General features: G+C 34.1%; 23 protein-coding genes. 16 read left to right on the top strand and 7 right to left on the bottom strand.

Going from position 1 to position 20,974, the window contains the following annotated elements:
- Positions 1 to 40 precede the first annotated feature (40 nt).
- The 9 genes from BM024_RS04885 (at position 41) to BM024_RS04925 (ending at position 7,111) form a co-directional block, all read left to right on the top strand.
- Positions 41 to 370 carry an ArsR/SmtB family transcription factor gene (locus BM024_RS04885; protein WP_090678340.1) on the top strand — a complete coding sequence of 110 codons (330 nt, stop codon included), beginning with the start codon at positions 41 to 43 and terminating at the stop codon, positions 368 to 370.
- A 66-nt stretch (positions 371 to 436) separates the two neighbouring features.
- Positions 437 to 898: a DUF6428 family protein gene (locus BM024_RS04890; RefSeq protein ID WP_090678341.1), complete on the top strand. Its 462-nt coding sequence runs from the start codon at positions 437 to 439 to the stop codon at positions 896 to 898.
- A 12-nt stretch (positions 899 to 910) separates the two neighbouring features.
- On the top strand, positions 911 to 1,525 hold the full coding sequence (locus BM024_RS04895) for a low molecular weight phosphatase family protein (protein WP_090678492.1): 615 nt from the start codon (positions 911 to 913) through the stop codon (positions 1,523 to 1,525).
- 3 nt (positions 1,526 to 1,528) lie between these two features.
- Positions 1,529 to 2,557 carry an ACR3 family arsenite efflux transporter gene (gene arsB / locus BM024_RS04900; protein WP_090678342.1) on the top strand — a complete coding sequence of 343 codons (1,029 nt, stop codon included), beginning with the start codon at positions 1,529 to 1,531 and terminating at the stop codon, positions 2,555 to 2,557.
- A gap of 270 nt (positions 2,558 to 2,827) precedes the next feature.
- Positions 2,828 to 3,217 carry a hypothetical protein gene (locus BM024_RS04905; protein ID WP_090678343.1) on the top strand — a complete coding sequence of 130 codons (390 nt, stop codon included), beginning with the start codon at positions 2,828 to 2,830 and terminating at the stop codon, positions 3,215 to 3,217.
- On the top strand, positions 3,186 to 4,109 hold the full coding sequence (locus BM024_RS04910; RefSeq protein WP_090678344.1) for an FAD:protein FMN transferase: 924 nt from the start codon (positions 3,186 to 3,188) through the stop codon (positions 4,107 to 4,109). The genes BM024_RS04905 and BM024_RS04910 overlap by 32 nt, the downstream gene beginning before the upstream one ends.
- Positions 4,100 to 5,350, top strand: a complete 1,251-nt coding sequence (gene rsxC, locus BM024_RS04915; protein ID WP_090678345.1) for an electron transport complex subunit RsxC — start codon at positions 4,100 to 4,102, stop codon at positions 5,348 to 5,350. Before BM024_RS04910 ends, rsxC begins: the two co-directional genes overlap by 10 nt.
- A gap of 14 nt (positions 5,351 to 5,364) precedes the next feature.
- Positions 5,365 to 6,450: an RnfABCDGE type electron transport complex subunit D gene (locus BM024_RS04920; protein ID WP_090678346.1), complete on the top strand. Its 1,086-nt coding sequence runs from the start codon at positions 5,365 to 5,367 to the stop codon at positions 6,448 to 6,450.
- Between the two features lie 10 nt (positions 6,451 to 6,460).
- Entirely contained in the window at positions 6,461 to 7,111 is a 651-nt protein-coding gene (locus BM024_RS04925) for a nitroreductase family protein (protein ID WP_143077719.1), read from the top strand.
- Positions 7,112 to 7,345: 234 nt separating this feature from the next.
- On the opposite strand, the gene BM024_RS04930 is transcribed toward BM024_RS04925, so the two are convergent.
- Genes BM024_RS04930 through BM024_RS04945 form a run of 4 tightly spaced genes read right to left on the bottom strand, consistent with a single transcriptional unit; the run spans position 7,346 to position 10,123 of the window.
- A complete protein-coding gene (locus BM024_RS04930; protein WP_090678348.1) occupies positions 7,346 to 7,963 on the bottom strand; it encodes a YdeI/OmpD-associated family protein in 618 nt (205 codons plus the stop codon).
- Entirely contained in the window at positions 7,939 to 8,664 is a 726-nt protein-coding gene (locus tag BM024_RS04935; protein ID WP_090678349.1) for a YqjF family protein, read from the bottom strand. The genes BM024_RS04930 and BM024_RS04935 overlap by 25 nt, the downstream gene beginning before the upstream one ends.
- Positions 8,665 to 8,673: 9 nt before the next feature.
- A complete protein-coding gene (locus BM024_RS04940; protein ID WP_090678350.1) occupies positions 8,674 to 9,237 on the bottom strand; it encodes a DUF1572 domain-containing protein in 564 nt (187 codons plus the stop codon).
- A gap of 1 nt (position 9,238) precedes the next feature.
- Positions 9,239 to 10,123 carry a DUF72 domain-containing protein gene (locus BM024_RS04945; protein WP_090678351.1) on the bottom strand — a complete coding sequence of 295 codons (885 nt, stop codon included), beginning with the start codon at positions 10,121 to 10,123 and terminating at the stop codon, positions 9,239 to 9,241.
- A gap of 278 nt (positions 10,124 to 10,401) precedes the next feature.
- Between BM024_RS04945 and BM024_RS04955 the strand changes: the two genes are divergently transcribed.
- From BM024_RS04955 to BM024_RS04965, 3 genes are all read left to right on the top strand, one after another.
- Positions 10,402 to 11,988: an ABC-F family ATP-binding cassette domain-containing protein gene (locus BM024_RS04955; RefSeq protein WP_090678353.1), complete on the top strand. Its 1,587-nt coding sequence runs from the start codon at positions 10,402 to 10,404 to the stop codon at positions 11,986 to 11,988.
- Between the two features lie 474 nt (positions 11,989 to 12,462).
- Complete coding sequence (locus tag BM024_RS04960; RefSeq protein ID WP_090678354.1) at positions 12,463 to 13,770, top strand: DUF389 domain-containing protein; 1,308 nt, start codon at positions 12,463 to 12,465, stop codon at positions 13,768 to 13,770.
- 266 nt (positions 13,771 to 14,036) lie between these two features.
- Positions 14,037 to 14,438, top strand: a complete 402-nt coding sequence (locus BM024_RS04965) for a DoxX family membrane protein (RefSeq protein WP_090678355.1) — start codon at positions 14,037 to 14,039, stop codon at positions 14,436 to 14,438.
- A gap of 153 nt (positions 14,439 to 14,591) precedes the next feature.
- Here the strand turns inward: BM024_RS04965 and BM024_RS04970 are convergent, their stop codons facing one another.
- Both BM024_RS04970 and BM024_RS04975 read right to left on the bottom strand, forming a co-directional pair.
- On the bottom strand, positions 14,592 to 16,142 hold the full coding sequence (locus BM024_RS04970) for a hypothetical protein (RefSeq protein ID WP_090678356.1): 1,551 nt from the start codon (positions 16,140 to 16,142) through the stop codon (positions 14,592 to 14,594).
- The gene (locus BM024_RS04975) at positions 16,123 to 17,874 is read right to left on the bottom strand and encodes a hypothetical protein (protein ID WP_090678357.1); all 1,752 of its coding nucleotides are present in this window, start codon (positions 17,872 to 17,874) and stop codon (positions 16,123 to 16,125) included. The genes BM024_RS04970 and BM024_RS04975 overlap by 20 nt, the downstream gene beginning before the upstream one ends.
- A gap of 248 nt (positions 17,875 to 18,122) precedes the next feature.
- Here BM024_RS04975 and BM024_RS04980 point away from each other — a divergent pair, with 248 nt between their 5' ends.
- Genes BM024_RS04980 through BM024_RS04990 form a run of 3 tightly spaced genes read left to right on the top strand, consistent with a single transcriptional unit; the run spans position 18,123 to position 19,771 of the window.
- Complete coding sequence (locus BM024_RS04980; RefSeq protein ID WP_090678358.1) at positions 18,123 to 18,665, top strand: hypothetical protein; 543 nt, start codon at positions 18,123 to 18,125, stop codon at positions 18,663 to 18,665.
- A gap of 14 nt (positions 18,666 to 18,679) precedes the next feature.
- Positions 18,680 to 19,210 (top strand): hypothetical protein, encoded by a 531-nt coding sequence (locus BM024_RS04985; RefSeq protein WP_143077720.1) that lies wholly within the window; start codon positions 18,680 to 18,682, stop codon positions 19,208 to 19,210.
- 24 nt (positions 19,211 to 19,234) lie between these two features.
- Complete coding sequence (locus tag BM024_RS04990) at positions 19,235 to 19,771, top strand: hypothetical protein (RefSeq protein ID WP_090678360.1); 537 nt, start codon at positions 19,235 to 19,237, stop codon at positions 19,769 to 19,771.
- Between the two features lie 5 nt (positions 19,772 to 19,776).
- On the opposite strand, the gene BM024_RS04995 is transcribed toward BM024_RS04990, so the two are convergent.
- The gene (locus BM024_RS04995) at positions 19,777 to 20,184 is read right to left on the bottom strand and encodes a helix-turn-helix domain-containing protein (protein ID WP_090678361.1); all 408 of its coding nucleotides are present in this window, start codon (positions 20,182 to 20,184) and stop codon (positions 19,777 to 19,779) included.
- Between the two features lie 219 nt (positions 20,185 to 20,403).
- Between BM024_RS04995 and BM024_RS05000 the strand changes: the two genes are divergently transcribed.
- Positions 20,404 to 20,919, top strand: coding sequence for a hypothetical protein (locus BM024_RS05000; RefSeq protein WP_090678362.1), 516 nt, complete (start codon positions 20,404 to 20,406; stop codon positions 20,917 to 20,919).
- Positions 20,920 to 20,974: the final 55 nt, after the last annotated feature.

Here is a 20,974-nt window from a genome sequence, read left to right on the forward strand (position 1 = left end):
TTTTAATATCGTAATATTGCAATGATAAAAAAAAGGTAGTATGGGAGTGACTAAAACGGAATTGTTTAATGAAAGAAAGAATAAGCTAGCTATTATGTTTAAAGTGCTGGCTCATCCTGCAAGATTGGCTATTTTACAATATATTATTAATCAAAAGGCGTGTATTTGCAATGACCTAGTTGATGAATTGGGTTTGGCTCAGGCTACTATTTCTCAACACTTAAAGGAGTTGAAAAACAGTGGTCTCATTCAAGGTACTATTGATGGTAAATCTGTTTGTTATTGTATTGATGAGATGGTATGGAATGATTTCGCTGATGAGTTTAAAGGGTTCTTTGCTCAGAGTCTTGGGGATGAAAAATGTTGTTAAGCGTTTTTTTATATAGTTACATCGTAATATAGCGATGTGTTTGTAGTAATTTTAAATAAATATAATATGAAGTTATCAGAAGTTAAAGTAGCACTAGAAGGGCTAGAAAGAGTAGATTTTCAGTTTGAGGATGGTTCTTTTGTGGCTGAACATTTCCACGTGACTGAGGTTGGTCAGGTTGAGAAGAAGTTTATTGATTGTGGTGGTGTGATGCGTTTTGAGAAGAAGGTTAGTTTTCAATTGTGGAATGCTAATGATTTTGAACATCGTTTAAAGGCTGGAAAGTTGCTTAACATTATCAGGTTGTCTGAGCGAAAGTTGGAGATTGAAGATGGGGAAATTGAGGTTGAGGTTCAGGGTAAGGATACTATTGGAAAGTATCATTTGGATTTTAATGGTTCTAATTTTGTATTGCTTAATACGATAACGGCTTGCTTGGCTGAGGATGCTTGTGGGATTTCTCCTGAGGGTGCTAGCTCAAGTTCTATTGAGGCTACTAGTTGTACTCCTGGTGGAGGGTGTTGTTAACCTTGTTTAATGATGTTTTCTAGTTTATTGTTGACTGTTGATGAACTGATTAAAGAGCATGAGGTTAGTTTGTCTAGAATGAGAGTGTTAGAACCCTTGGTTGATTTTATTCAATTAAGGGTTTCTAATAATGAAAAGATTGATTTGGTTTTTATTTGTACTCATAATTCTCGTAGGAGTCACTTGGCTCAGATTTGGGCTCAAGTGGCGGCTTCTTATTTTAAGATTCCCAATGTATATTGTTATTCTGGGGGTACTGTTGTTACGGCCCTACATCCTATGATTGCAGGGGTCTTAATTGAACAAGGTTTTTCTGTGTTCAATGTTTCTGAGGGAACTAACCCTATTAATGTTGTTAAGTACGGAGAGAATGATTTTCCTATTATTGGCTTTTCTAAGGTGTATGATAATAGTTTTAATCCAGTTAATGGTTTTGCGGCTGTTATGACTTGTTCTCAAGCGGATAGTGGTTGCCCTTTTATATTGGGTGCTGATATGAGAATTCCTATTACTTATGAGGATCCTAAAGTATCGGATGGATGTGCTAACCAAAGAGAGGTGTATTTTGATAGGAGTCTTGAAATTGCTCGTGAAATGTTTTATGTGTTTTCACAAATAAAAAAATAAATTATGCAGGTAAGAATGAAATTTTTGGATAGATTTTTAACGTTGTGGATCTTTTTGGCTATGGGGATTGGTGTTCTTATTGGCTATGTTTTCCCTGGTTTTTCTAACGTTATGGATTCTTTGTCTATTGGTTCTACTAATATTCCTTTGGCTATTGGTTTAATTGTGATGATGTATCCGCCTTTGGCAAGGGTTAATTATAGTTTATTGCCGATGGCTTTTAAGGATAAGAAAGTGCTTAGTTTATCTCTTATTCTTAACTGGATTGTCGGTCCTATTCTAATGTTTGTTCTTGCTGTTATTTTTCTTCGTGATGAGCCGGATTATATGGTTGGTCTTATTTTAATTGGTTTAGCGAGGTGTATTGCTATGGTTATTGTATGGAATGATTTGGCGAAGGGTAATAGAGAATATGCTGCTTTATTGATTGCTTTAAATAGCGTTTTTCAGATTGTGTTTTACAGCTTTTTTGTTTGGTTGTTTATCAATGTTTTGCCTTCTTATTTTGGTTTTGCTGATTTTGCAGTTTCGATTGAGATGAGCGAGGTGTTTAAAAGTGTCTCTATTTATTTAGGGATTCCTTTTTTAGCGGGCTTTTTAAGTAACAAGTATTTAGTAAAGTTAAAAGGTGAGAATTGGTATAACCGCAAGTTTATTCCTTTTATTTCGCCTTTTACGTTGTATGCTTTGTTGTTTACCATTGTGTTTATGTTCAGTTTAAAGGGGGAGCATATTGTTCAGTTACCTATGCAGGTGGTGAAGGTTGCAATTCCACTGGTTATCTATTTTGTGTTAATGTTTTTTATTAGCTTTTTTATGAATAGGTCTATGAATGTTTCCTATGATAAGAATGTTGCTATTTCTTTTACTGCTACTGGGAATAATTTTGAATTGGCTATTGCTGTTGCTATTGCTGTTTTTGGTGTTCATTCGCCTCAGGCTTTTGTGGGGGTTATCGGTCCGTTGATTGAAGTTCCGGTTCTTATTTTGTTGGTTAGAGTTAGTTTGTGGATGAAGGAGAGAATGGGGTAAGGTGAATTTGCTAATTTGTGAATTCGGTTATTTGTGAAGGAGAAAATAGGGGACAGAGAATAGAAGACAGAATGTATTGATTTATTAAAGGAGATTGCGGGTCAAGCCCGCAATGACGTGTAAAGGGTGCTTTGATTTGTGAAATGAGATAGGGTGAATAAGGCTGAATAGAGAAGAATTGATGGTTGCTAGTGTTCTTTTGTATTGAAATTGGTATTGATAGGTTGAGAGTTATAGTAAGGGAAATATGGTTAAAATTCTTTTTAATTTATGTTCTCCCAAGATATCGTTGTAGTTTTGAGAGATTGGATTATTTTGATTTCGAATATAATGGTGAGAATTAAGACAAAACACATTTTTCTTTATGTGATTGGTATTACTTTATTGATTTTTGGACAGCGTAGTTTTTGGGAGGATTTTAAAGTAGCGTCTAAGCAAAAGGAGACTGCTAAAAAAATAGCTGATGAAGCGCTTCTTGCTTCTGAAAAAGGGTTTGAGGTACAGACACTCGAATATGATTCTATTCAAAAGTCATGGAAGAATAAGGCTACTTATTTTCAAACTTTGCATGTTGGTAATGTAAACTTCAAGGCGTTGAAAAGATTTAATAAAACTTTTGTTGAAACTAATGATGATGAAAATGCCTCAGATAGTTTCTAAAGAATATTTTGCACAGACTCGTTTTCTTTTTCATTGTCATTTTAAGGTGAAAATTCCTAGAGATTATGGTGAAGATTTGCTTAATGCTTGTTTTGAAATTGCAGAGGATATTGATTTGAGGTATAATTCTTATCAGCCTGATTCTTTTTTTAGTTTGATTAATCGAAATGCGGGGAATTGGGTTGATGTGGATGAGGATTGTGTGTCTTTGCTAAAGTCTTTAAAGTTGGTTTCGGATCTTACTGCTGGTTGTTACGATATTACGTGTATGCCTTTGATTAAATTATGGGGTTTTTATCGTAAGGATAATTTGACTTTACCTTCATTTTCAGATGTTCAGGAGGTTTTGAAGTTGGTGGATTATCGAAAAATAGAGATTGATGGTTGTCGTGTTAGAATTGGTGTTAATCAGGAAATTATAACGGGTTCTTTTATCAAGGCTTTTGCTGTTGATAAGGTGATTGCATTTTTGAAAGAGAGTGGTGTTACTGACGCTATTGTTAATGCTGGTGGTAGTTCTATGAGGGCTTTGAACGATGTTTCACATGCTAGTTGGAAGATTAATTTTTCTCATCCTATTTCTAATATTTCGGAAAGGTTAACTATTCAAAATGAGAGTTTTAGTCTTTCTGGTAAAAGTAATAATCACTTGATTATTCGAGATAAAATTTATGGTCATATTTTAAATTCAAATACGGGTTTTCCTTCAGCAACTGAGCAGGTGGGGGTTGTGACTAGCAGTGCTTTTTTAAGTGATGTTTTGTCTACAGCTCTACATACTGTGGACAGTGTTGATTTTGTTTCTGTGGTTGAGAGTCTTTCTAGTCATATTAATTTCAACTATTTTAGGGTTGAAGGGGATGGTCGTAAATTTTCTGATATATGCTTTTAATTTCTTCTTTAAAGAAAAAAACGAAACTTATTGCTATAGCTTCATTGGATAGTCCTAAGGATTTTTATATTCCTTTAGAGGGGTATCGTTATTCTATGGGGCTTGTTGTTGAGGTGGGGACTCACTTGAAAAAGTATGAGTTGGTAGCTGAATCTGAGGGTGTTTTTCCTTGTAAAATTCATGCTCCTGTTTCTGGTGTTGTAAAGGGTATTGTTTCTATCGATGGTCGGTCGATGCTTCATATAGAGAATGATTTTAAGGAAACGGCTTTGCCTTTGTCTCCTTTGGATTTGAGGGAACTTAGTCTTAGTGGTTTGACTGATCATTTGTTGGATAGGGGTGTTCAGGGGGCTGGTGGGTCTCAGTTTCCTACTCATTTAAAGTATCAGGTTGAGGGTAAGCGTATTGATACTCTTATCTTTAATGGTGTAGAGTGTGAACCTTTTTTGAGTGCGGATTTTGTGTTGATGAAGGAGAGGTATTTGGAGCTTTTTAGGATGGCTATGTTGTTGGCTTCTGTTTTAATGGTTAATAGGGTTGTTTTTGCTATTGAGAAACAGCATAAGGAGCTTAGAAATGTACTTCTTAAGTGCGCTTCAGGGCTTGGTATGGAACTGGAGGTTAGGTTGGTTCCTAATTCTTATCCTCAGGGTGGGGAGTTACAGTTGATTGAAAGTGTGACTTCAATGAAAATTCGAAAGGGTTTTATTCCTAGTGATTATGGGGTGTTGGTAACTAATATTGGTACTTTATGGGCTATGTATAATGCTGTTTTTGAGGGTAAGCCTTATATTGAACGTGTTGTTACTGTTTCGGGTAATAGTTGCTCTAACTTGGGGAATTTTCTTGTTAGGATTGGTACTCCTGTAGCTCATGTTTTGAATCAAACGAAAAACAGTTGTGATCTTTCTTCTCAAACGGTGGTTATTGGTGGTGCTATGATGGGGAAAGCTGTTGATTCTTTGGATTCTCCTATTCACAAAGGTGCTGGTGGTATTCTGGTTTTAAAGAAAAATAGGGTTTTAGTTAATAATTGTATTAAGTGTGGCTTGTGTGTTGATGTTTGTCCGCAGCATTTGATGCCCTTAGAGTTTGTTAGGCATAATATCGCTAACAATATTGAGGGATTGGATAGTTTTAATCTTCAGGATTGTATTGAGTGTGGTGCTTGTGCTTATGTGTGTCCTAGTGATGTTCCTTTGATGGAGAATATTTTTGAAGGGAAGTCTAAATTGTTTTAATTGATATAGTTTATATGATTCTTAATCCTTTTATAAAGCCTCGTTTTAACGGTACTCAAATGGTAATGATCGATGTTATTATCGCATTGCTTCCATTGGTTTTCGTTGGGTGGTTGGCGTATGGGGGTGTTCTTATTCAATTGATTGGGATTGCTGTTTTATCTGCCTTATTGGCGGATTTTTTGTTTTCTTCTTTGTTGTTGAAAAGGTTTACTTCTGTTTTGGACGGTTCGGCTATCGTTACTGCTTTGTTGTTGGTTTTTACGGTTTCTCCTATTACTCCTTGGTATGTGGTTGCTTTTGGGGCTTTTTCGGCGATTCTCTTTGGTAAGGTTTTGTGGGGTGGTTTGGGAAAAAACAGGTTTAATCCTGCTTTGGTCGGTCGCGAGTTTATGTCGGTGTTTTTTGCTTCGATTATGACTTCTCCTAATATTTGGAAGTTTAAGGACTTGATTCAAACTCCTAATTCAAACTTTTTTAAAGGTCTGGAGGATGGTTTTTTATCTGATTATTTCAGCTCTGTGTTGTTTCAAACTAAAGGGGCTATGGGTGAGTATTCTATAGTGTGTATTGCTTTGGGTGGTCTTTATTTATTGCTTCGCAATAGGATTAGTTGGCATATTCCTTTTTCTCTTTTAGCGACTTTTACTTTGTTGAATTGGCTCGTTGGGGATATTGGGCTTAGTTATTCTATGGGTGGAATTTTGCTAGGGACTATTTTTATGGCTACTGATATGCCGTCTAGTCCTACGACTAAGAATGGGAAAATATATTATGGTTTGATGATTGGTGTTGCTACGTTTGCTTTTTTAAAGGGGGGGATTCGCTATGAGTATATGTCGTATTCGATTCTTTTGATGAATGGTTTTTCTGATCAGGTTAGTCTGGTTTTTAAGCCGAATGCTTGGGGTGTTGTTGGGGATTGGAAGGGAAGATTGGAGGCTGTTTTTATGCTTAGTTTGAAGATTGGTTGTGCTATTCTTGCTGTTCTTAGTTTGTATTATTATGATTTGATTCACTTTTTGGTGTTTATCTATATTGTTTATGTTGTTTTAAAGTTTAATTATTCGTTTTCTAATAAAGTTAATAACGTTGTTTAATTATAAGGGTATGAAAAAGTTTGTTTTTTCGGGACTGATTCTTTTTGGTCTTATTGGGTGTAATGAGGTTAAGGTGGAGCAGATTGTTTATGATGGGGGTGATAAGGATGCTATTATTCATAATATTTTGAATCGTCGTGCTATTCGAAAATATACGGCTGAGCAGGTTAGTCAAGAGAAGATTGATACTATTATGAAGTGTGCTATTTATGCTCCTAGTGCTTTGAATAAGCAGCCTTGGGAGATTCGTGTGATTCAAAATCCTGCTATTCTTGAAGAGATTAATAAGAGGTTTTTGAGTTTTGCTCAGGGTAAAGAGTTTCAAGGGAGTGCTGCTCGTTATAGGGAGCCTGGGTTTAGCATTTTTCATAATTCGCCTAGTTTAATTGTTATTGCGAGTGATAAATCTAATGTTAACGCTAAGCTTGATGTTGGATTGGCTATGCAGAATATTCTTTTGAGTGCTGATGCGTTGGGCTTGGGTACTTGTCCTTTGGGTACTTTGGTTCCTATTCTTAATTTACCGGAGAACGAGGATATTTTAAGGTTGTTGAATATTCCTGATGGGTATGAGGTTGCGATTAATATTTCTTTGGGTTATCCTGCTGAAAGTCCTACTGCTCCTATTCGTTATGCTGATAAGGTTAAGATTATTAAGTAGGGGATTTGTTAATTTGTTAATTCGCTAATTTGTTAATTCGGTTATTCGTTGATTTGTAAAGGAGCGAAGATGTGAAGGGGAAAATAGGGGACAGAATGTATTGATTTATGAAAGGAGATTGCGGGTCGATCCCGCAATGACGTGTAGTGTTGAAGAAGTGACGGGGTAAATAAGGCTGAAGAGAGAAAATTGTGAGATAGGTAATTGGTCTTGTAATGATTTGAAATGTTGTGTTTAGATGTCATCGATTCCTTTTCCTTCTAGTATTTTTGGGATGTATTTCTGGATTCTTGCTTCTCTGGTTTTGGATTGCTTGGCTTGTGTGATGTTAAAGATATAGGCTCGTTGTCGGCCTGGGGTTAGGGCTTCGAATGCTTTTTTTAGTTGCGTGTCTTCATCTAGTTTGTTTTGTAATTCAATGGGCATTTTGTAATCTGAGGTTTGCTTTAGGATTACTTTTGCTCCGTCTTTTTCTAATTGTATGGCTTCTTCAATATAGGCTTTTATAATGTCTTGTTGTTCTTCTATTTGATCGCTGTTCGAAAAACGTAATTGGCGTGCTGCTTGTACGTTTTCTGTTTGTTGTATCAGTATTTTCTTCTCGTCTTTTAACAAGGCTCCTTTGTGAAATAGTAACGCACAGTATTCTTTGAACGCGTGTATTAATACTACGTTTTTTCCTTTGTATGTGTAGCAGGGATGTAGCCATTTATAGTCTTCTGTTAGGTCACACTTTAGGGCTATCTTTCTTAACTGGGTCATTTCTTCTTTCCAAGTTTCTGCTTTTTCTAAAAATAGGTCTACTTTGGGGTTCATGGTTTTGATACTTAAATTACTAATTCTTTTTCCCATGCTATGACTTGTACTCCTTTGGAATAGTGCATTAGGTTTGGGGGGCTTGATAGTTTTATTGTTCCTATTTGATATTGTATTTCTAGTTCCGTAGTGTGTAATTCTTGTATTTCCCACGGTAAGTGCTGTATTTCATAACGGTATAGTTTGTCGTTATTGTCTACGTATAAGCAGTAGCGTTCTGTTAGGAATAGGTCTAATGGTGTTTTTTCATGTAGTGGTTTTCCTATGTTGTATTGGGCTTTTAATAGAAAGTTTTTTTGCTGGAATTTTGCTTGATATTGATCGACTTGATTTCGTTGTATGTTTGAGTATTGATAGGGTAGTCCTGACAGTAATCGGGCTATGTCTGCTGATAGTTTTTTTCCTGCTTCTATGTTTAGAAAATAGACTCCTGGTTTTCCGTCTTTTATTACATAGGTGCGTAGATTGATTTCGTCAAAATCTGAAATAAATGATACTGACGGCAGTAGTCTTGGTCGTATTTTTTGCATTGTAAATGGAACTAACGATATCCATGCTTCTCCTTGATAAAGGTCTAGCTCTAGGTTTTCTGGTAGTTGTTTTTGGAGTTCTTCTGCATCTACTTTCCAATGAAAGAACAGTGCTTTGTTCCATTCTTGATAATAGCTGTAGGTTTGTTTTGGATGTTTCCAAGGTCGGTGTTTGGTATGTTGTAAGAGCTCTTTTATGGTGTACATCTTGTTTGATTATTTGTTTAGTAAATCATCTGTAAAATGAGCACGTTTCTTTTCTTGTGAGAATTTATCGTTGTTGTAATCTTTGGATTTATTTCTTGGTATTGATAGTGATTTCCAGTCTTGGTTTTGTACCATCTTTCCTATAAAGACTATTTGTCCTACATGGTATGGGTAATGTGCTAGCTGTCTGTTTATGGCTTCTAAGACTGTGTGTCCTTCGTTGCGTATATAGATGATTCGATTTAAATCGGCTTCTGTTAGTTTGTTTAATGTTTGAAATAGTTGTTCCCAACCTTTGTTCCATTTTTCTAACACTTCAGCTTTACTTTTTAGATCATTTTCAAATTCGGTGTCTCGGTTTCGCGTTTCTTTTTCGCCATCGGTTGTAAAGATTTCTGTCCATCTCGACATCATGTTTCCCCAAAGGTGTTTTACGATGATGGCTATGCTATTGCTTTCTGGGTTGTATTGCCAAAATATGTTTTCGTCTGATATTTGATCGAAGGTTTTGTCTCCTAATTGTTTGTAGTAGGCAAATTGCTTTTTGACTGATGTTAGATAGTCTAGGTTCATCTTAGAATAGTGTTTGGTTTTGTTTGTTTGGATAGCGTATGTCGACTTGTAGTTCTTGGTTTAAATTCTTAATGAAGTGGGTTGCTAGTAATGGGGATTCGAGTTCGATATTTTGGTGGATAAAGAAATAGAGTTTTTGTAGTCCTGCTTTCTTCCATTCGGTGATTCGTTCTAACCATTGGTCTAGTCGATTATAGTCTGATAGATGGTTTGCTCCTACGTAGCGAATGAATGCTGTGTCATTGGTTAGTCGCATATGTACCATATCACGTCTTCCTGCTGTGTCTACTATTATATTGGCACAGTTGTTTGTTTCTAATAGTTTACAATAATTGTCAAATATGGTTGGGTTTGAGAACCATTCTTCGTTTCTAACTTCTATGGCTAATGGGAATGCTTTTGGGAATTTGGTTATGAATTCTGCTAGCCTGTCCATGTCTTTTGGTTTATAATTATCGTGTAATTGTAGGAAAATTGCTCCTAGTTTTTCTTCGAAGAATGCTAGGGAATCGGTGTATGTCATTACTTTTTCGTCTGTGTTTAACAGTCGACTATAATGGCTTATGGATTGTGGTATTTTTGGAAAGAACTTGAAGTCTTCTGGGGTTTTGTCTTTCCATATTTGGACTTGTTGTTTTGTGGGTGCGTTGTAAAAGGTTGCGTTTAATTCTATACTGTTGAATTGAGTGGCATAGTAGGTGAGTTCATCTTTTGTTCCTCGTGGATAGAATCCTTTTAGGTCTGCTTTGTTCCACTTAGCACATCCTACATATACTTCAAATTGGTTTTTGTTTTTGTATTGTTCTAAAACCCTAAGGGTTTCTGGATGTGTTTTTGGTAGGGTAAAGTCTACTTCTGAGGGGTTTTCTACTTGTCCGAATTTCATTTTTTGTTTAAAGTTAATAAATTTTTTTGTGTTGTTTATTGGGGTGAGGGGGTGTTTTGCTTTTTTTGAGGGGATTGTTTTTGGAGAAGGGGACAGAGAACAGGAGGCGGAAAACGGGATGATGGAGAATGGGAGTGTTAGATTTTGTTGTGATGATGTGAGTTTGTTTTTATACATTTGTAGGGAATTTAAAATTTACAGCATGTTAGTATAATTCTTTTAGACAGATAATGTAGACCGTTTGGTCTGCGAATTCATTAATCTCAAAAGATAGTACTATGTTGGTTCTACAAAATATTTCGTACCTACATCCGAACAAGGATTTGTTATTTCAGGGTATAAATTTAATTCTTAATTCTGGCGAAAAGGTTGCTTTAATTGGTAACAATGGTGTTGGTAAATCTACTTTATTGAAGATTATTGCCAAGGAATTACCTATTTCTAATGGTCAGTTACTTGTTGAGGGTATGCCTTATTATATTCCTCAGGTTTTTGGTCAGTTTAATCATTTAACGGTTGCTGAGGCGCTTGGTGTGGATGGTAAGATTAAGGCTTTGCATGCGATTTTAGCGGGTTCTGTTATCGAGGAGGACTATGTTGTGCTTGGGGATGATTGGTTGATTGAGGAGCATTGTTATGAGGGTTTAAGGCTTTGGGAATTGGAGGGGGTTCTACTGAGTGATAGTATGGGCTCTTTGAGTGGTGGACAAAGGACTAGGGTTTTTTTGGCGGGTATTTTTATTCATCGTCCTGATTTTGTTTTGATGGATGAGCCTAGTAATCATTTAGATAGTGGTGGGCGTGCTTTGTTGTATGATTTTGTTTTGAATAGTCAGTGTTCTTTGTTATTGATTAGCCACGATAGAAAATTACTTAATTTGCTTCATAAGGTTTGTGAGTTGAGTAAGGATGGTATTAGGGTTTATGGGGGGAATTATGATTTTTATAAGGAACAGAAAGTGTTGCAAACGAATGCTTTGTTGGAGGATTTTTTGAGTAAGGAGGGTGCTCTTCGAAAGGCTAAAGAGGTTGAGCGGGAGTCTGTTGAGAGACAGCAAAAGTTGGATGCTCGTGCTAAGAAGAAGAGCGCTAAGGGTGGTATGCCGAAGATTGTTGCTAATTCTTGGAAGAATAGTGCTGAAAATAGTACTTCTAAAATGAAGGGTATTCATGCTGATAAAACGAGTGCTCTTTCTGAGGAGTTAAGGGTTCTTCGTTCTTCGTTATCTTCTATTGATAGGGTTAAGTTGCGTTTTGATAATTCTGAGTTACATAGGGGAAAGGTGCTTGTTGAGGCAGATGGTATCAATTTTTCGTATAGCGATGTGCTTCTTTGGAGTTCTCCTTTGAGTTTTAAGTTTTTGAGTGGTGAACGTATTGCTCTTAAGGGGGCTAATGGTTCGGGTAAGACTACTTTGATTAAATTATTGCTAGGGGAGTTGGAGGTTCATAGTGGGGTTTTGAATAGGGCTGTTATTGATTCTGTTTATATTGATCAGGATTATTCTTTGATTGATAATTCGCTTAGTGTGTTTGAACAGGCTTTGTCTTTTAATAGGTTGTTTCTTATGGAACATGAGGTAAAAATGAGGCTTAATCGGTTTTTGTTTTCTGCTGCTGACTGGAATAAGTGTTGTGGTTCGCTTAGTGGGGGTGAGCGTATGCGTTTACTTCTTTGTTGTTTAGAAATTGCTAGTCAGTCTCCTGATTTGATTATTTTGGATGAGCCTACTAATAATTTAGATATTCATAATATTGAAATTTTAACTTCTGCGATTAGTGGCTATGAGGGTACTTTGATTGTTGTTTCTCATGATGATTATTTTTTGGAGCAGATTGGGGTTGATAGGGTGGTTTTATTGTGATTTTTTGTAAATGCGTTTCTTCCATCTTTTGCCTTGATGCAAAAGTGGACAAAAGATCAAGGCTACATCCATTAGACGGTCAATTTAACTTTTAAGGTCTGCTCGAAAAGAACTCGTTTCACTCAAACACCTTTTCTCACTGCGACCTTTTCAAGCAATTGACACTCGCCAAATGCATGATATGCCGTTTGTAGGAGTGTGAATGCTTTGTGTGAATGTTGTTGTATTGCAGTATGAAATTGATTAGACGATATGCTGCTTGTAGGAATGTGAATACCTCATGTGGATGTATTTTGTGAATTAAAATTCGGTGATTTGTTAATTCGGTGATGTTTTGGTGTTAATCATTTTCGTATTTTAGTGTAATAATGTTTCTGTGTATTTCTATTATACTGAGTTTTGTTGTTCTGTATTCTGGGTATTTCAGGGGTGTTGTTGTGTTATTGGAGTTCTAACTAATATCATTTTATCCAGATGAATGTAAGAAATAAGTTTTGGGATTATGTGAATCTTCACAGTGGTGAGGAGGACAAGCGTAAGGTTTTAGAGATGGTTACGGCGAATATTTCTTTTAAGGGTTCGAACTTATGGATTTTGGCTTGTGCTATTCTTATTGCTTCTGTTGGTTTGAATGTGAATTCGGCTGCTGTTATTATCGGTGCTATGTTGATTTCTCCTTTGATGGGACCTATTGTTGGTGCGGGTTTTGCCTTGGGGACTTATAATTCACAGTTATTGAAAAAGTCGCTGAAGAATCTTCTTATTGCTACCGTGGTTAGCTTGTTTGTTTCTGCTTTTTATTTTTATTTGAGTCCTTTTAAAGAGGTGCAATCGGAATTGTTGGCTAGAACGTCTCCTACTATTTATGATGTTTTAATTGCGTTTTTTGGTGGTCTTGTTGGGGTTATTGCTATCACAAGGGTTGAGAAGGGTAATCCTATTCCTGGTGTTGCTATTGCTACTGCTTTAATGCCTCCTCTTTGTACTGCTGGTTATGGTTTGGCTACTTTTAATTTGAGTTTCTTCTTAGGGGCTTTTTATTTGTATACTATTAATTGTTTTTTTATTTGTATTGCTACTTTTTTGGTGATTAAGTATCTGGATTATCCTGCTTCTGAGGCGGTTAATCCGCAGAATGAAAAGCGTATTCGCTTTAGTATTACTGTTTTGATTTTTGTTATGATTATTCCAAGTTTTTATCTTGCTTATAATCTTTTTCAGGAGAAGAAGTTTACGAGTACTGTGGAGGATTTTATTAATACTGAGTTTAGTAGTAGGGGATATACTGTTGTTTATAAGAAGTTGAATTATAGTTCTAAGACTGTTGATATCGCTTTTCTTAACAAGAAGTTGAGCAAGGAGGATATGGAGATGTACAATAGACTTTTGAGGGAACGTGGACTAAGTGATGCTACTTTGGTTTTTAGACAGGATAATGCGGATTTGAAGTCTGAGATTTTGAGTGAATTGGGTAAACAGAATGTTTCCATTTCTGAAAAGGATCTTACTATTAATAAGCTTCAGCATGAGTTGGATAGGTATAGGGTTAATGAACCTGGTTTGGTTAATGAAATGGGTATTCTTTTTCCTTCTCTAAAGGGTATTGCTATTGGTAAGGTGGAGAAATATGTGGCTAGTGATAGTACTAAGGTTGAGGTGGTTGTTTTGTATGATTCTAGCCATGATTTGGATTCTAAGGATAAGTTGAGATTAAAGGAATGGTTGCAAGAGCGTTTGCATGTTGAAGGGGTGGTTTTGGTTGATGATTCTGTTATTCGGTGATTTTGTTATTCGTTAATTTGAAAATTCGCTAATTCGCTAATTCGCTAATTTGGTGATTTGTGAAAAGCATTTATGTTTTTGGTCAACTCATTTCCTTTATTTATTCACCTCTTTATTCTAAATCACTACGCCTGCTGGATTATGTTCTCTGAACATTTATTATTCACTCGGTTCTCAAGAAATTAAGATTTGGCAAATGCATGATATGCCGTTGGTATGGTAAATTATATTTACATTGCTATCTTGTAAATTATTAAAGAATATATATGCTTAAGTTTTCAAATAGTCAATTGGGGTATTTAGTGGTTCGCATCGCTATGGGGTTGAGTTTGTTGATGCATGGCGGGGTTCGCATACCAAAATGGGGTGCTTTTTCTTCGGCTACTGCAGACTCGTTTGCAGATACGATATTACCTTATGAACTGGTTTATGTTTTTGCTTCTGTTATTATTATAGGAGAAGTCTTGTCTGGTGTGCTTTTGTTATTAGGGGGGCGTTTTGTTCGTTGGGGGTGTGCGTTAGGGATCCTTCTAATGGGTTTTTTGATGTTTGGTAGCGGTATGCTTGAGCAATGGCAAGGGGTAATGAATCAGATTGTTCATGTGCTTATATTGTATCTGCTACTGATTAATCCGAATACTCAAGATCCTACAATGTCTCGGGAATAGTGTTTGAATTGATGATTCGGTTATTCGTTGATTTGAAAATGCGTGAAGTAGTTTAGTGGTGTTTTGTTCTTTATGAATTATACGAAGGATATTAGAAAAGCGAAAAGGCCATCCATTTTGGGTAGCCTTTTGCTTTTTAGTTATTTCTAATAATTACTGCACCAATATTTCATCATAGAGTTCTTGAAAGAAGTTTAGGATTTTGGTTGCGGTTTCTATATCTACATAGACTTCTTCATCGGTTGTGCAGATTTTGTATAAATCTATGGTTTCGTGGATGCGATGCCATTTGTTGGTAAAGTTGTCATCGCAGTAAAAGGCTAGACCTAAGAAAACTCCTAAATCATTTGCATCATCGTTGTAATAACATGTTTTATCGTAAACTAAAACTTTAGTAATATTAAGAGTTAGATTAGTAATTTCTGTGTTTGATAATAGTATGTTTTTGGGAATTTCTTTTTGCTCTATGAGGATATTTAATGATGTATTCTCAATTGAGATTATTTTTTCATCAACAAACAACTCTTCTTTACTAACTGTTAAATCGTTGTAATATGTCCAATGAATGAATGGAGAGAGGCTATCTCGTTTATAGAAACACTTTGCATGAATTAGTTTATCCTTAATGAAATTATAAATGTAGTAGAGTGAATTTTGAAGTCTAATTAAAGTTTCTATTACAAAGTAAAATTCAACATTGTCATTTGTGTAACTTGACAACATTTTATTTAATTCTGAGGAGGTTGTGATATTTGGATTTGCTACTATAAGTAGAATGAAATACTGTTTTTGAATTTGTTCTTGTTTAATGAACGTTTTAGTGTGAAAGTGATACAATTCCATCACATTTTCATTGGTTGAAAGTATTGTTGATAGTTGGATTAATTCTAGTACTTCGGAATGTGATTGTGGTTGTTGCAATTCTATCAATTCTTTTCTGCTTTTGATTAAGTAATGATTATTGACTATTGTTTGAACTAACTCATTACATTTATTTAATATCGAAATTGATTCATTAATCCAATCTTCAAAGTAGTAGTTATTTTCTTTGAAATCTTGTATCATCTGATTGATTAAGAACTTATCATTTCGTTCATCTATTAGAAAAAAAGTTTTAAGATAAGGGAGTATCATTTCTAGATTATCCAATCTTTCTGTTAGGTGTAAATCATCGTTACTGTATTTAAAACCTAGAAGCAGAAGTTCCATATAGTCTACATAAAACTCTAAAGACCTATATACATAGTAGCCGCCTCCCAAAAAACAACTGTTAGATGGATTTTCTAGGTAATCTCTAACATGGAAATCTAAGGCTTTGTATTTTTCAACAAAAAGCTTGTGGTTTTCTTGGCTTCTGTATTGAGAGAATTCAAAGAGAGTTGTTGAATAATAGAGTTTAGATTTTTGGCAATGAATGTCTAAAAAGAGAGTTCCTGAATTTTCGTGTTCTGAGAGTTTTTCAGTGTTGAAGAAACTAATGTGGGTGTTGTCTTTTTTAAGGCAATCTACTGCCCATTGTTGGTTTCTGTAGTGTTTGAGGTCTGCTTTGTCTGAAAGCTGAATGACGAGCAAGGGAATAGGGTTTAAAGGGGTGGAGCTAAGCCAACAGTTAAGCATTAACTTCTCATTGCAAATTTCTTCTAAGTTCTCTCTAAAACCCACTGATATTGGCAGTTGGTCTATTTTATTGATTGGATTTTTCATGGTTTTCTAGAATTGGTTGAACATGGTTGGTGTTTTCGGATTCGATGAAAGTGGGAGTGATTATTGCGGGAGTAACTTGGAAGACAGGTATGTTCTCATAGCAAGAGTTAGCGTAATCCAATAGTGTTTCACAGATTGCTTGTAAGTCTTTCCATTCTTCTTCTACATTATTGAATTTATATGGAATCATAGTTGGATGATTTCGAATGATGTTATATGAACCTAGTAGAATTGAACTAGTTCTTTCATTAAGATATATTTTATCGAGTATTTCTGGAACATACCATTCTATTAGTCTCCATATGTATTTTACGCTAAACACTTGGGGAATAAAGTTTGCTTTTGAAAATAGTATAGCGATTAAAAGTTGTTGAAATAACCCTTTATAAAGTCCATAATCTAATACACTTCCGTTGTTAACACCTAATAGTTTATTTCTTTGAATGATTGGGTTAACTACTGATTTACATTCAATCCAAAACTTAGATTTTAGCTGGTCTAACGGAATAGTTTCTGAAAGGCTAAGCTCTGGAACAAGTGGATCGCCTATCCAATGTTGTTCTTTTTTTAGGTGTTTGTGTAAGAAGACTCCGTAAACGGGAAGGTGTTTTTGCCAATTGCTTTTCTTAAGAAGTATAAAAGTTACTTCTACTTTGTTGTCTGTTTCTAACAGTACTTTTTGTCGGAGATTTCCTTCCATTTCCAAGGTGTTTCTGTCTACCGTTACTAAGAGTAACAATTCTACTTTAAACTCAGGAGTTTTTTTTGAGGAATAAATTTGGGTAATCTTTCTTTTTAGAAAATAAATAGAATGTAGTCCGACATAGTTTTTTAAAATTTCTTTGGTTTTAGCTTCAAGATTTTTTTGAAGTGTCGCTTGTTGTTGCTTTAAAATTGCTGTTTCGCAAGTGAGGGAAATCTCTTTGTATTTAGTTAAAATATCATTTGCTAGATCTATGTAGAGTGCATCTACGAGTTTAAGTGTGAGAGCAATTAAGTTTTTGATATTTGGAGGGTTATTGTCTTCTTTTGGTATTAAATTCTGCTCTATTTTAAAATCTAAAATGCTTTCTAAATTTTTGGAGGTTTCTGCATTATCGAAATTTTCTTTAACAGATTTGCAATGCTGGAGTATAAGTTTTAGAAAATATTTTGTATTGTCTTTACTATTAGGTTTAATGATGGGCTGAATTCGATTTTGTATTTCGAGTAGTATTGTTTTTAAACACTGTAATGCAGCCTCATTACTTATTAATTTATCATCGTCATATTCCTTTTCAAGTATGTTTAGAAACATTGAGTGTCTTTGATGTTCTGATTGAAACCAAATGTCTATTGAATTTAAAACTTTATTTTGATGTCTCTTTGAGAAATCAGATATAAAAAGAGGTTTACAATCTTTTTCTGAGCCATAAACAAGGTGTATGCTTTGGCAGTTTAAGGAAGCATAGATGTTGTTTTGAAACGAATCTGATTGATAGAAACTTTGCATATTAATAAAATGGACATGAAGCTTAAATCTTTCAACGCTTTTGCTAATCCATTTCTTTTTTAAAAGCTTTTTGGAGTTAGCATGCTCTTGTAATACAATGGTTAAGGTAGGGAGGTCTAGCAGATTATCATTGGAATAAAAAATAAAATGAATTTTGTCATTTTCTATGAGCTTGTTTAGCTTCTCATTTAATTCTTTTGGTAATTCGTGCTGTTTACTAGTTGTTTCAATTGCTTTCATAATATTTTTTTTATGGTTTATGATTGCAAGTTCAAAAGTATTTTATCGGTAAAATATTCCTGAGAGGGATAATTTATCCACCATTGAAAAGTGTCTTTAAAAAGGCTTTAAAGCCTTTTGGTATAAGGATTTTTTGTTTTCATGAAGTGATTTTATGGAAAATTAGTGGGGATAATTTATCCTTTTTTTGGAATATTTTATCCCATTTCTGCATTGTAGTTTTATGTAGAATTTTAAAATTAATTTTTATGAAAGCAACACAAACGTTTTTGGAATCCCATGTTTGGGAACGAAAGCACATAGAATGTCCTTATGAACTGCTTGAAAGACTTTTTTGTTTTATAAGTTTAGAAGAACTTAAAAGTGATTTAAGAGGAAAGGCGATTTATTGTTATAGGCGTAAAATTTTTAATAAAAGAAACTTACCTGACATTTTTTGGAATTATGTTATTATAAAGTCCGCTATTAGAGCCGCTTATCTTTTAAATTTAATGGATAAAAAATATAGAAAAGACTTATTAATTGAAAATGATAACAATCAAAAGAATGCTTTCACTAGCGCTCTAACATTAAAAGAATCTCAAAATCCTTATCTAGTTCTAAAGAGAGTTTTTAAACAAACAAATTTGGATGATTTAGAAATCGTTCTTCTTGAATTAATAGATTTTTCATTGAGGACAGATGGCGATGAGCCAAGTTGGGATTTATTAACTCCTTACATTCAAATTAATCAAATTTTAGATACATGTTGGTTGATTAATGAAAGAAGTATTGAAAGTGTCTCTAACTAATAGAATTTTAGATTATGAAAAAGAAAACCCTATCATTACAAACACATTTGTGGACAAGGAGCTGTTACTCTTCTTCCTATGAACTAATTAGCCAAATGTTTGATATAGCTCACTTAGATTATTATAAAAAAGAAGTACTTAATTATTTTCATTTTGCATTTCAAAATGAAGCATATAAAGAGGAACGTGTTTCAGAAGTGATTTTTAATAGTTATGTGCTGTTTTCAGTTTTTAGAGCATGTTATAATATATATGTAAGACCTAATGGTTTTGAAAAAAGAAATCTATTACACGAAGAAGTGGAAGAGCGGGATTACTATTTAAGTTCTCTTAGTAGAGAAGAGTTTATTAATCCTTATCTAGCTATAAAAAGCATATATGATATTGTAGAAATAGAAGAATTAGAAGGTACTTTTTCAGAAATTGTTCGAGCAACATTACTAGATTCTTTAGAAGATGTTTATACTGATGAAAGGTCTGTTCAAATAATGACATATTTTAAACTTCTAGATGCTTGTTGGTTAATCAATGAACGCATGAAATAAGTATAAATAATTAAACTTCAAATTATGAAAACAAAAACTGTTTCCATGAATACATACTATTGGTCAACAGATACTTTTGATTGTCCATATGATTTTATCAAAGAACTTTTTGATTTTGAAGATATCAAAAGCTTTAAAAACGAGATTACCTACTACTTTTTATATTCTAAGAAAGAAGAAGTTTATAGTAAACGAAATGCTTCAAGTGTGATGTTTAATTGTGCTATTTTATTGTCTACTTTAAAAGCGTGTTATAATATCTATTTAGAGCCTGAGGAGTTTAAGAAGAGAAAGTTGATAAAGAGCGCCGTGTTTTATGAAGATTATTGTTTAAGCACACTTAGTAGAGAGGAATATATTAATCCTTTTTTAGTTTTTAAAAAAGTATTTGACGAAATTGGGTTAAACAATTTAGAAGCTTCACTATTCGATACAATATCCTATGCAATGGGTGATTCTTATATTGACTGTATTTCAGAAAAAGATATTCAAATAATTACTTACAACAAATTACTTGAAGCCTGCTGGCTCATCAACGAACGCTTGAAAGAGAAGGAGTAGAGAAGTTATTTTTCTTGAAACAAACGCTCTAATCTTACGATCATTTCTTCTTTTTCTTTGAGCATACGCTCATATAAAGCAATCTTTTCTTCGTGTAGTTTTAGAACTTGGTCTATTGGATTAATATTTTGGATATTAGTACCATTATTATTGATTGCATTTCCTGAAAAGTTACAAGAAATATTATAAATAGCTTGTTCTTCATTAAAGTTTTCAAACGCTTCTACAGGGATTTTCAAGATGTTAGATATTTCTTTTAGGAGGTCTTTTTCAATGACTTCTTTTTGTTCTAACATAGAAATCTTTTTTTGGTTCCAATCTGAACCCAAATCAAATGCCAACATTTCTTGCTTAATGCCTAGCATTTCGCGAAAACGTTTCACGTTTCTTCCTTGATGTATTTTGTGTTCCATTGAATTTTATTTTAAATCTCTATTAGTTACAAAGTTATCAAATTATGGGGTATGTTGGGTTGGTGTAGGGAAATATTATTTACTTGTTGGAGGTTTTGTTATTAGGTTATGAAGTGCTGTTTTATGAATTTATTCTTAATCATCTCATTATGTTTTTAATATAAATATGTATATTGTAATGTAAAATTACTGACAATTAGTTACTTAAATACTTTTTTCATGAAGTTAACTTACAAAATAGGCTCAGAAATGCAAGAGATTAACGACTTGTATTTTGAAGTTAAGGATAAAGATCAAGATTATTTTGAACGAAATGAGCAAGAAATAGCGAGTAAACAACTCTTGTTATGGATTCAGCTTATTAAATGGCGCATGCATGCTAATAAAAAGCAGAAAGAAAAAATAACCATCATTTATAATGTTTTTTGGGAATATTATAAACGGAGAAAGAATCTTTCAAAGTACAACATTACATCCAAAGATTTTATTGAGAAGATTAACAAGCATAACTCTTTTATGGAATATTTGGAGGTTGAGTCTGATATTCAAAAATTAACAGAGGCTTTTTATTTAGACTTATCTCAGGCTTCTGGAAAAGCTTTAGATGTTTGGGCTTATTTATATTGGGATTCTAGTAAGGCACTTAGGAAGTTAGGGGTTGAGGCTCTTTATGAATTTATGGTTGATTTTAGAGCTTTAATTAGCACTTTTGATGAATTAGAGGTTGTTTCTTAGTGATGGAATTTTTTAATCATCTGATTGTGTTTTTATTAAAATTACCTATATTGTA

Source organism: Myroides guanonis, from assembly GCF_900114085.1.
GTDB classification, from domain to species: Bacteria; Bacteroidota; Bacteroidia; order Flavobacteriales; family Flavobacteriaceae; genus Flavobacterium; species Flavobacterium guanonis.

Excerpts from the sequence above, each read along its gene's own strand:
- BM024_RS04885 (WP_090678340.1), top strand. The coding sequence starts at position 41 with ATGGGAGTGACTAAAACGGAATTGTTTAATGAAAGAAAGAATAAGCTA.
- BM024_RS04890 (WP_090678341.1), top strand. The coding sequence starts at position 437 with ATGAAGTTATCAGAAGTTAAAGTAGCACTAGAAGGGCTAGAAAGAGTA.
- BM024_RS04895 (WP_090678492.1), top strand. The coding sequence starts at position 911 with ATGTTTTCTAGTTTATTGTTGACTGTTGATGAACTGATTAAAGAGCAT.
- arsB (WP_090678342.1), top strand. The coding sequence starts at position 1,529 with ATGCAGGTAAGAATGAAATTTTTGGATAGATTTTTAACGTTGTGGATC.
- BM024_RS04905 (WP_090678343.1), top strand. The coding sequence starts at position 2,828 with ATGTTCTCCCAAGATATCGTTGTAGTTTTGAGAGATTGGATTATTTTG.
- BM024_RS04910 (WP_090678344.1), top strand. The coding sequence starts at position 3,186 with ATGATGATGAAAATGCCTCAGATAGTTTCTAAAGAATATTTTGCACAG.
- rsxC (WP_090678345.1), top strand. The coding sequence starts at position 4,100 with ATGCTTTTAATTTCTTCTTTAAAGAAAAAAACGAAACTTATTGCTATA.
- BM024_RS04920 (WP_090678346.1), top strand. The coding sequence starts at position 5,365 with ATGATTCTTAATCCTTTTATAAAGCCTCGTTTTAACGGTACTCAAATG.
- BM024_RS04925 (WP_143077719.1), top strand. The coding sequence starts at position 6,461 with ATGAAAAAGTTTGTTTTTTCGGGACTGATTCTTTTTGGTCTTATTGGG.
- BM024_RS04930 (WP_090678348.1), bottom strand. The coding sequence starts at position 7,963 with ATGGGAAAAAGAATTAGTAATTTAAGTATCAAAACCATGAACCCCAAA.
- BM024_RS04935 (WP_090678349.1), bottom strand. The coding sequence starts at position 8,664 with ATGTACACCATAAAAGAGCTCTTACAACATACCAAACACCGACCTTGG.
- BM024_RS04940 (WP_090678350.1), bottom strand. The coding sequence starts at position 9,237 with ATGAACCTAGACTATCTAACATCAGTCAAAAAGCAATTTGCCTACTAC.
- BM024_RS04945 (WP_090678351.1), bottom strand. The coding sequence starts at position 10,123 with ATGAAATTCGGACAAGTAGAAAACCCCTCAGAAGTAGACTTTACCCTA.
- BM024_RS04955 (WP_090678353.1), top strand. The coding sequence starts at position 10,402 with ATGTTGGTTCTACAAAATATTTCGTACCTACATCCGAACAAGGATTTG.
- BM024_RS04960 (WP_090678354.1), top strand. The coding sequence starts at position 12,463 with ATGAATGTAAGAAATAAGTTTTGGGATTATGTGAATCTTCACAGTGGT.
- BM024_RS04965 (WP_090678355.1), top strand. The coding sequence starts at position 14,037 with ATGCTTAAGTTTTCAAATAGTCAATTGGGGTATTTAGTGGTTCGCATC.
- BM024_RS04970 (WP_090678356.1), bottom strand. The coding sequence starts at position 16,142 with ATGAAAAATCCAATCAATAAAATAGACCAACTGCCAATATCAGTGGGT.
- BM024_RS04975 (WP_090678357.1), bottom strand. The coding sequence starts at position 17,874 with ATGAAAGCAATTGAAACAACTAGTAAACAGCACGAATTACCAAAAGAA.
- BM024_RS04980 (WP_090678358.1), top strand. The coding sequence starts at position 18,123 with ATGAAAGCAACACAAACGTTTTTGGAATCCCATGTTTGGGAACGAAAG.
- BM024_RS04985 (WP_143077720.1), top strand. The coding sequence starts at position 18,680 with ATGAAAAAGAAAACCCTATCATTACAAACACATTTGTGGACAAGGAGC.
- BM024_RS04990 (WP_090678360.1), top strand. The coding sequence starts at position 19,235 with ATGAAAACAAAAACTGTTTCCATGAATACATACTATTGGTCAACAGAT.
- BM024_RS04995 (WP_090678361.1), bottom strand. The coding sequence starts at position 20,184 with ATGGAACACAAAATACATCAAGGAAGAAACGTGAAACGTTTTCGCGAA.
- BM024_RS05000 (WP_090678362.1), top strand. The coding sequence starts at position 20,404 with ATGAAGTTAACTTACAAAATAGGCTCAGAAATGCAAGAGATTAACGAC.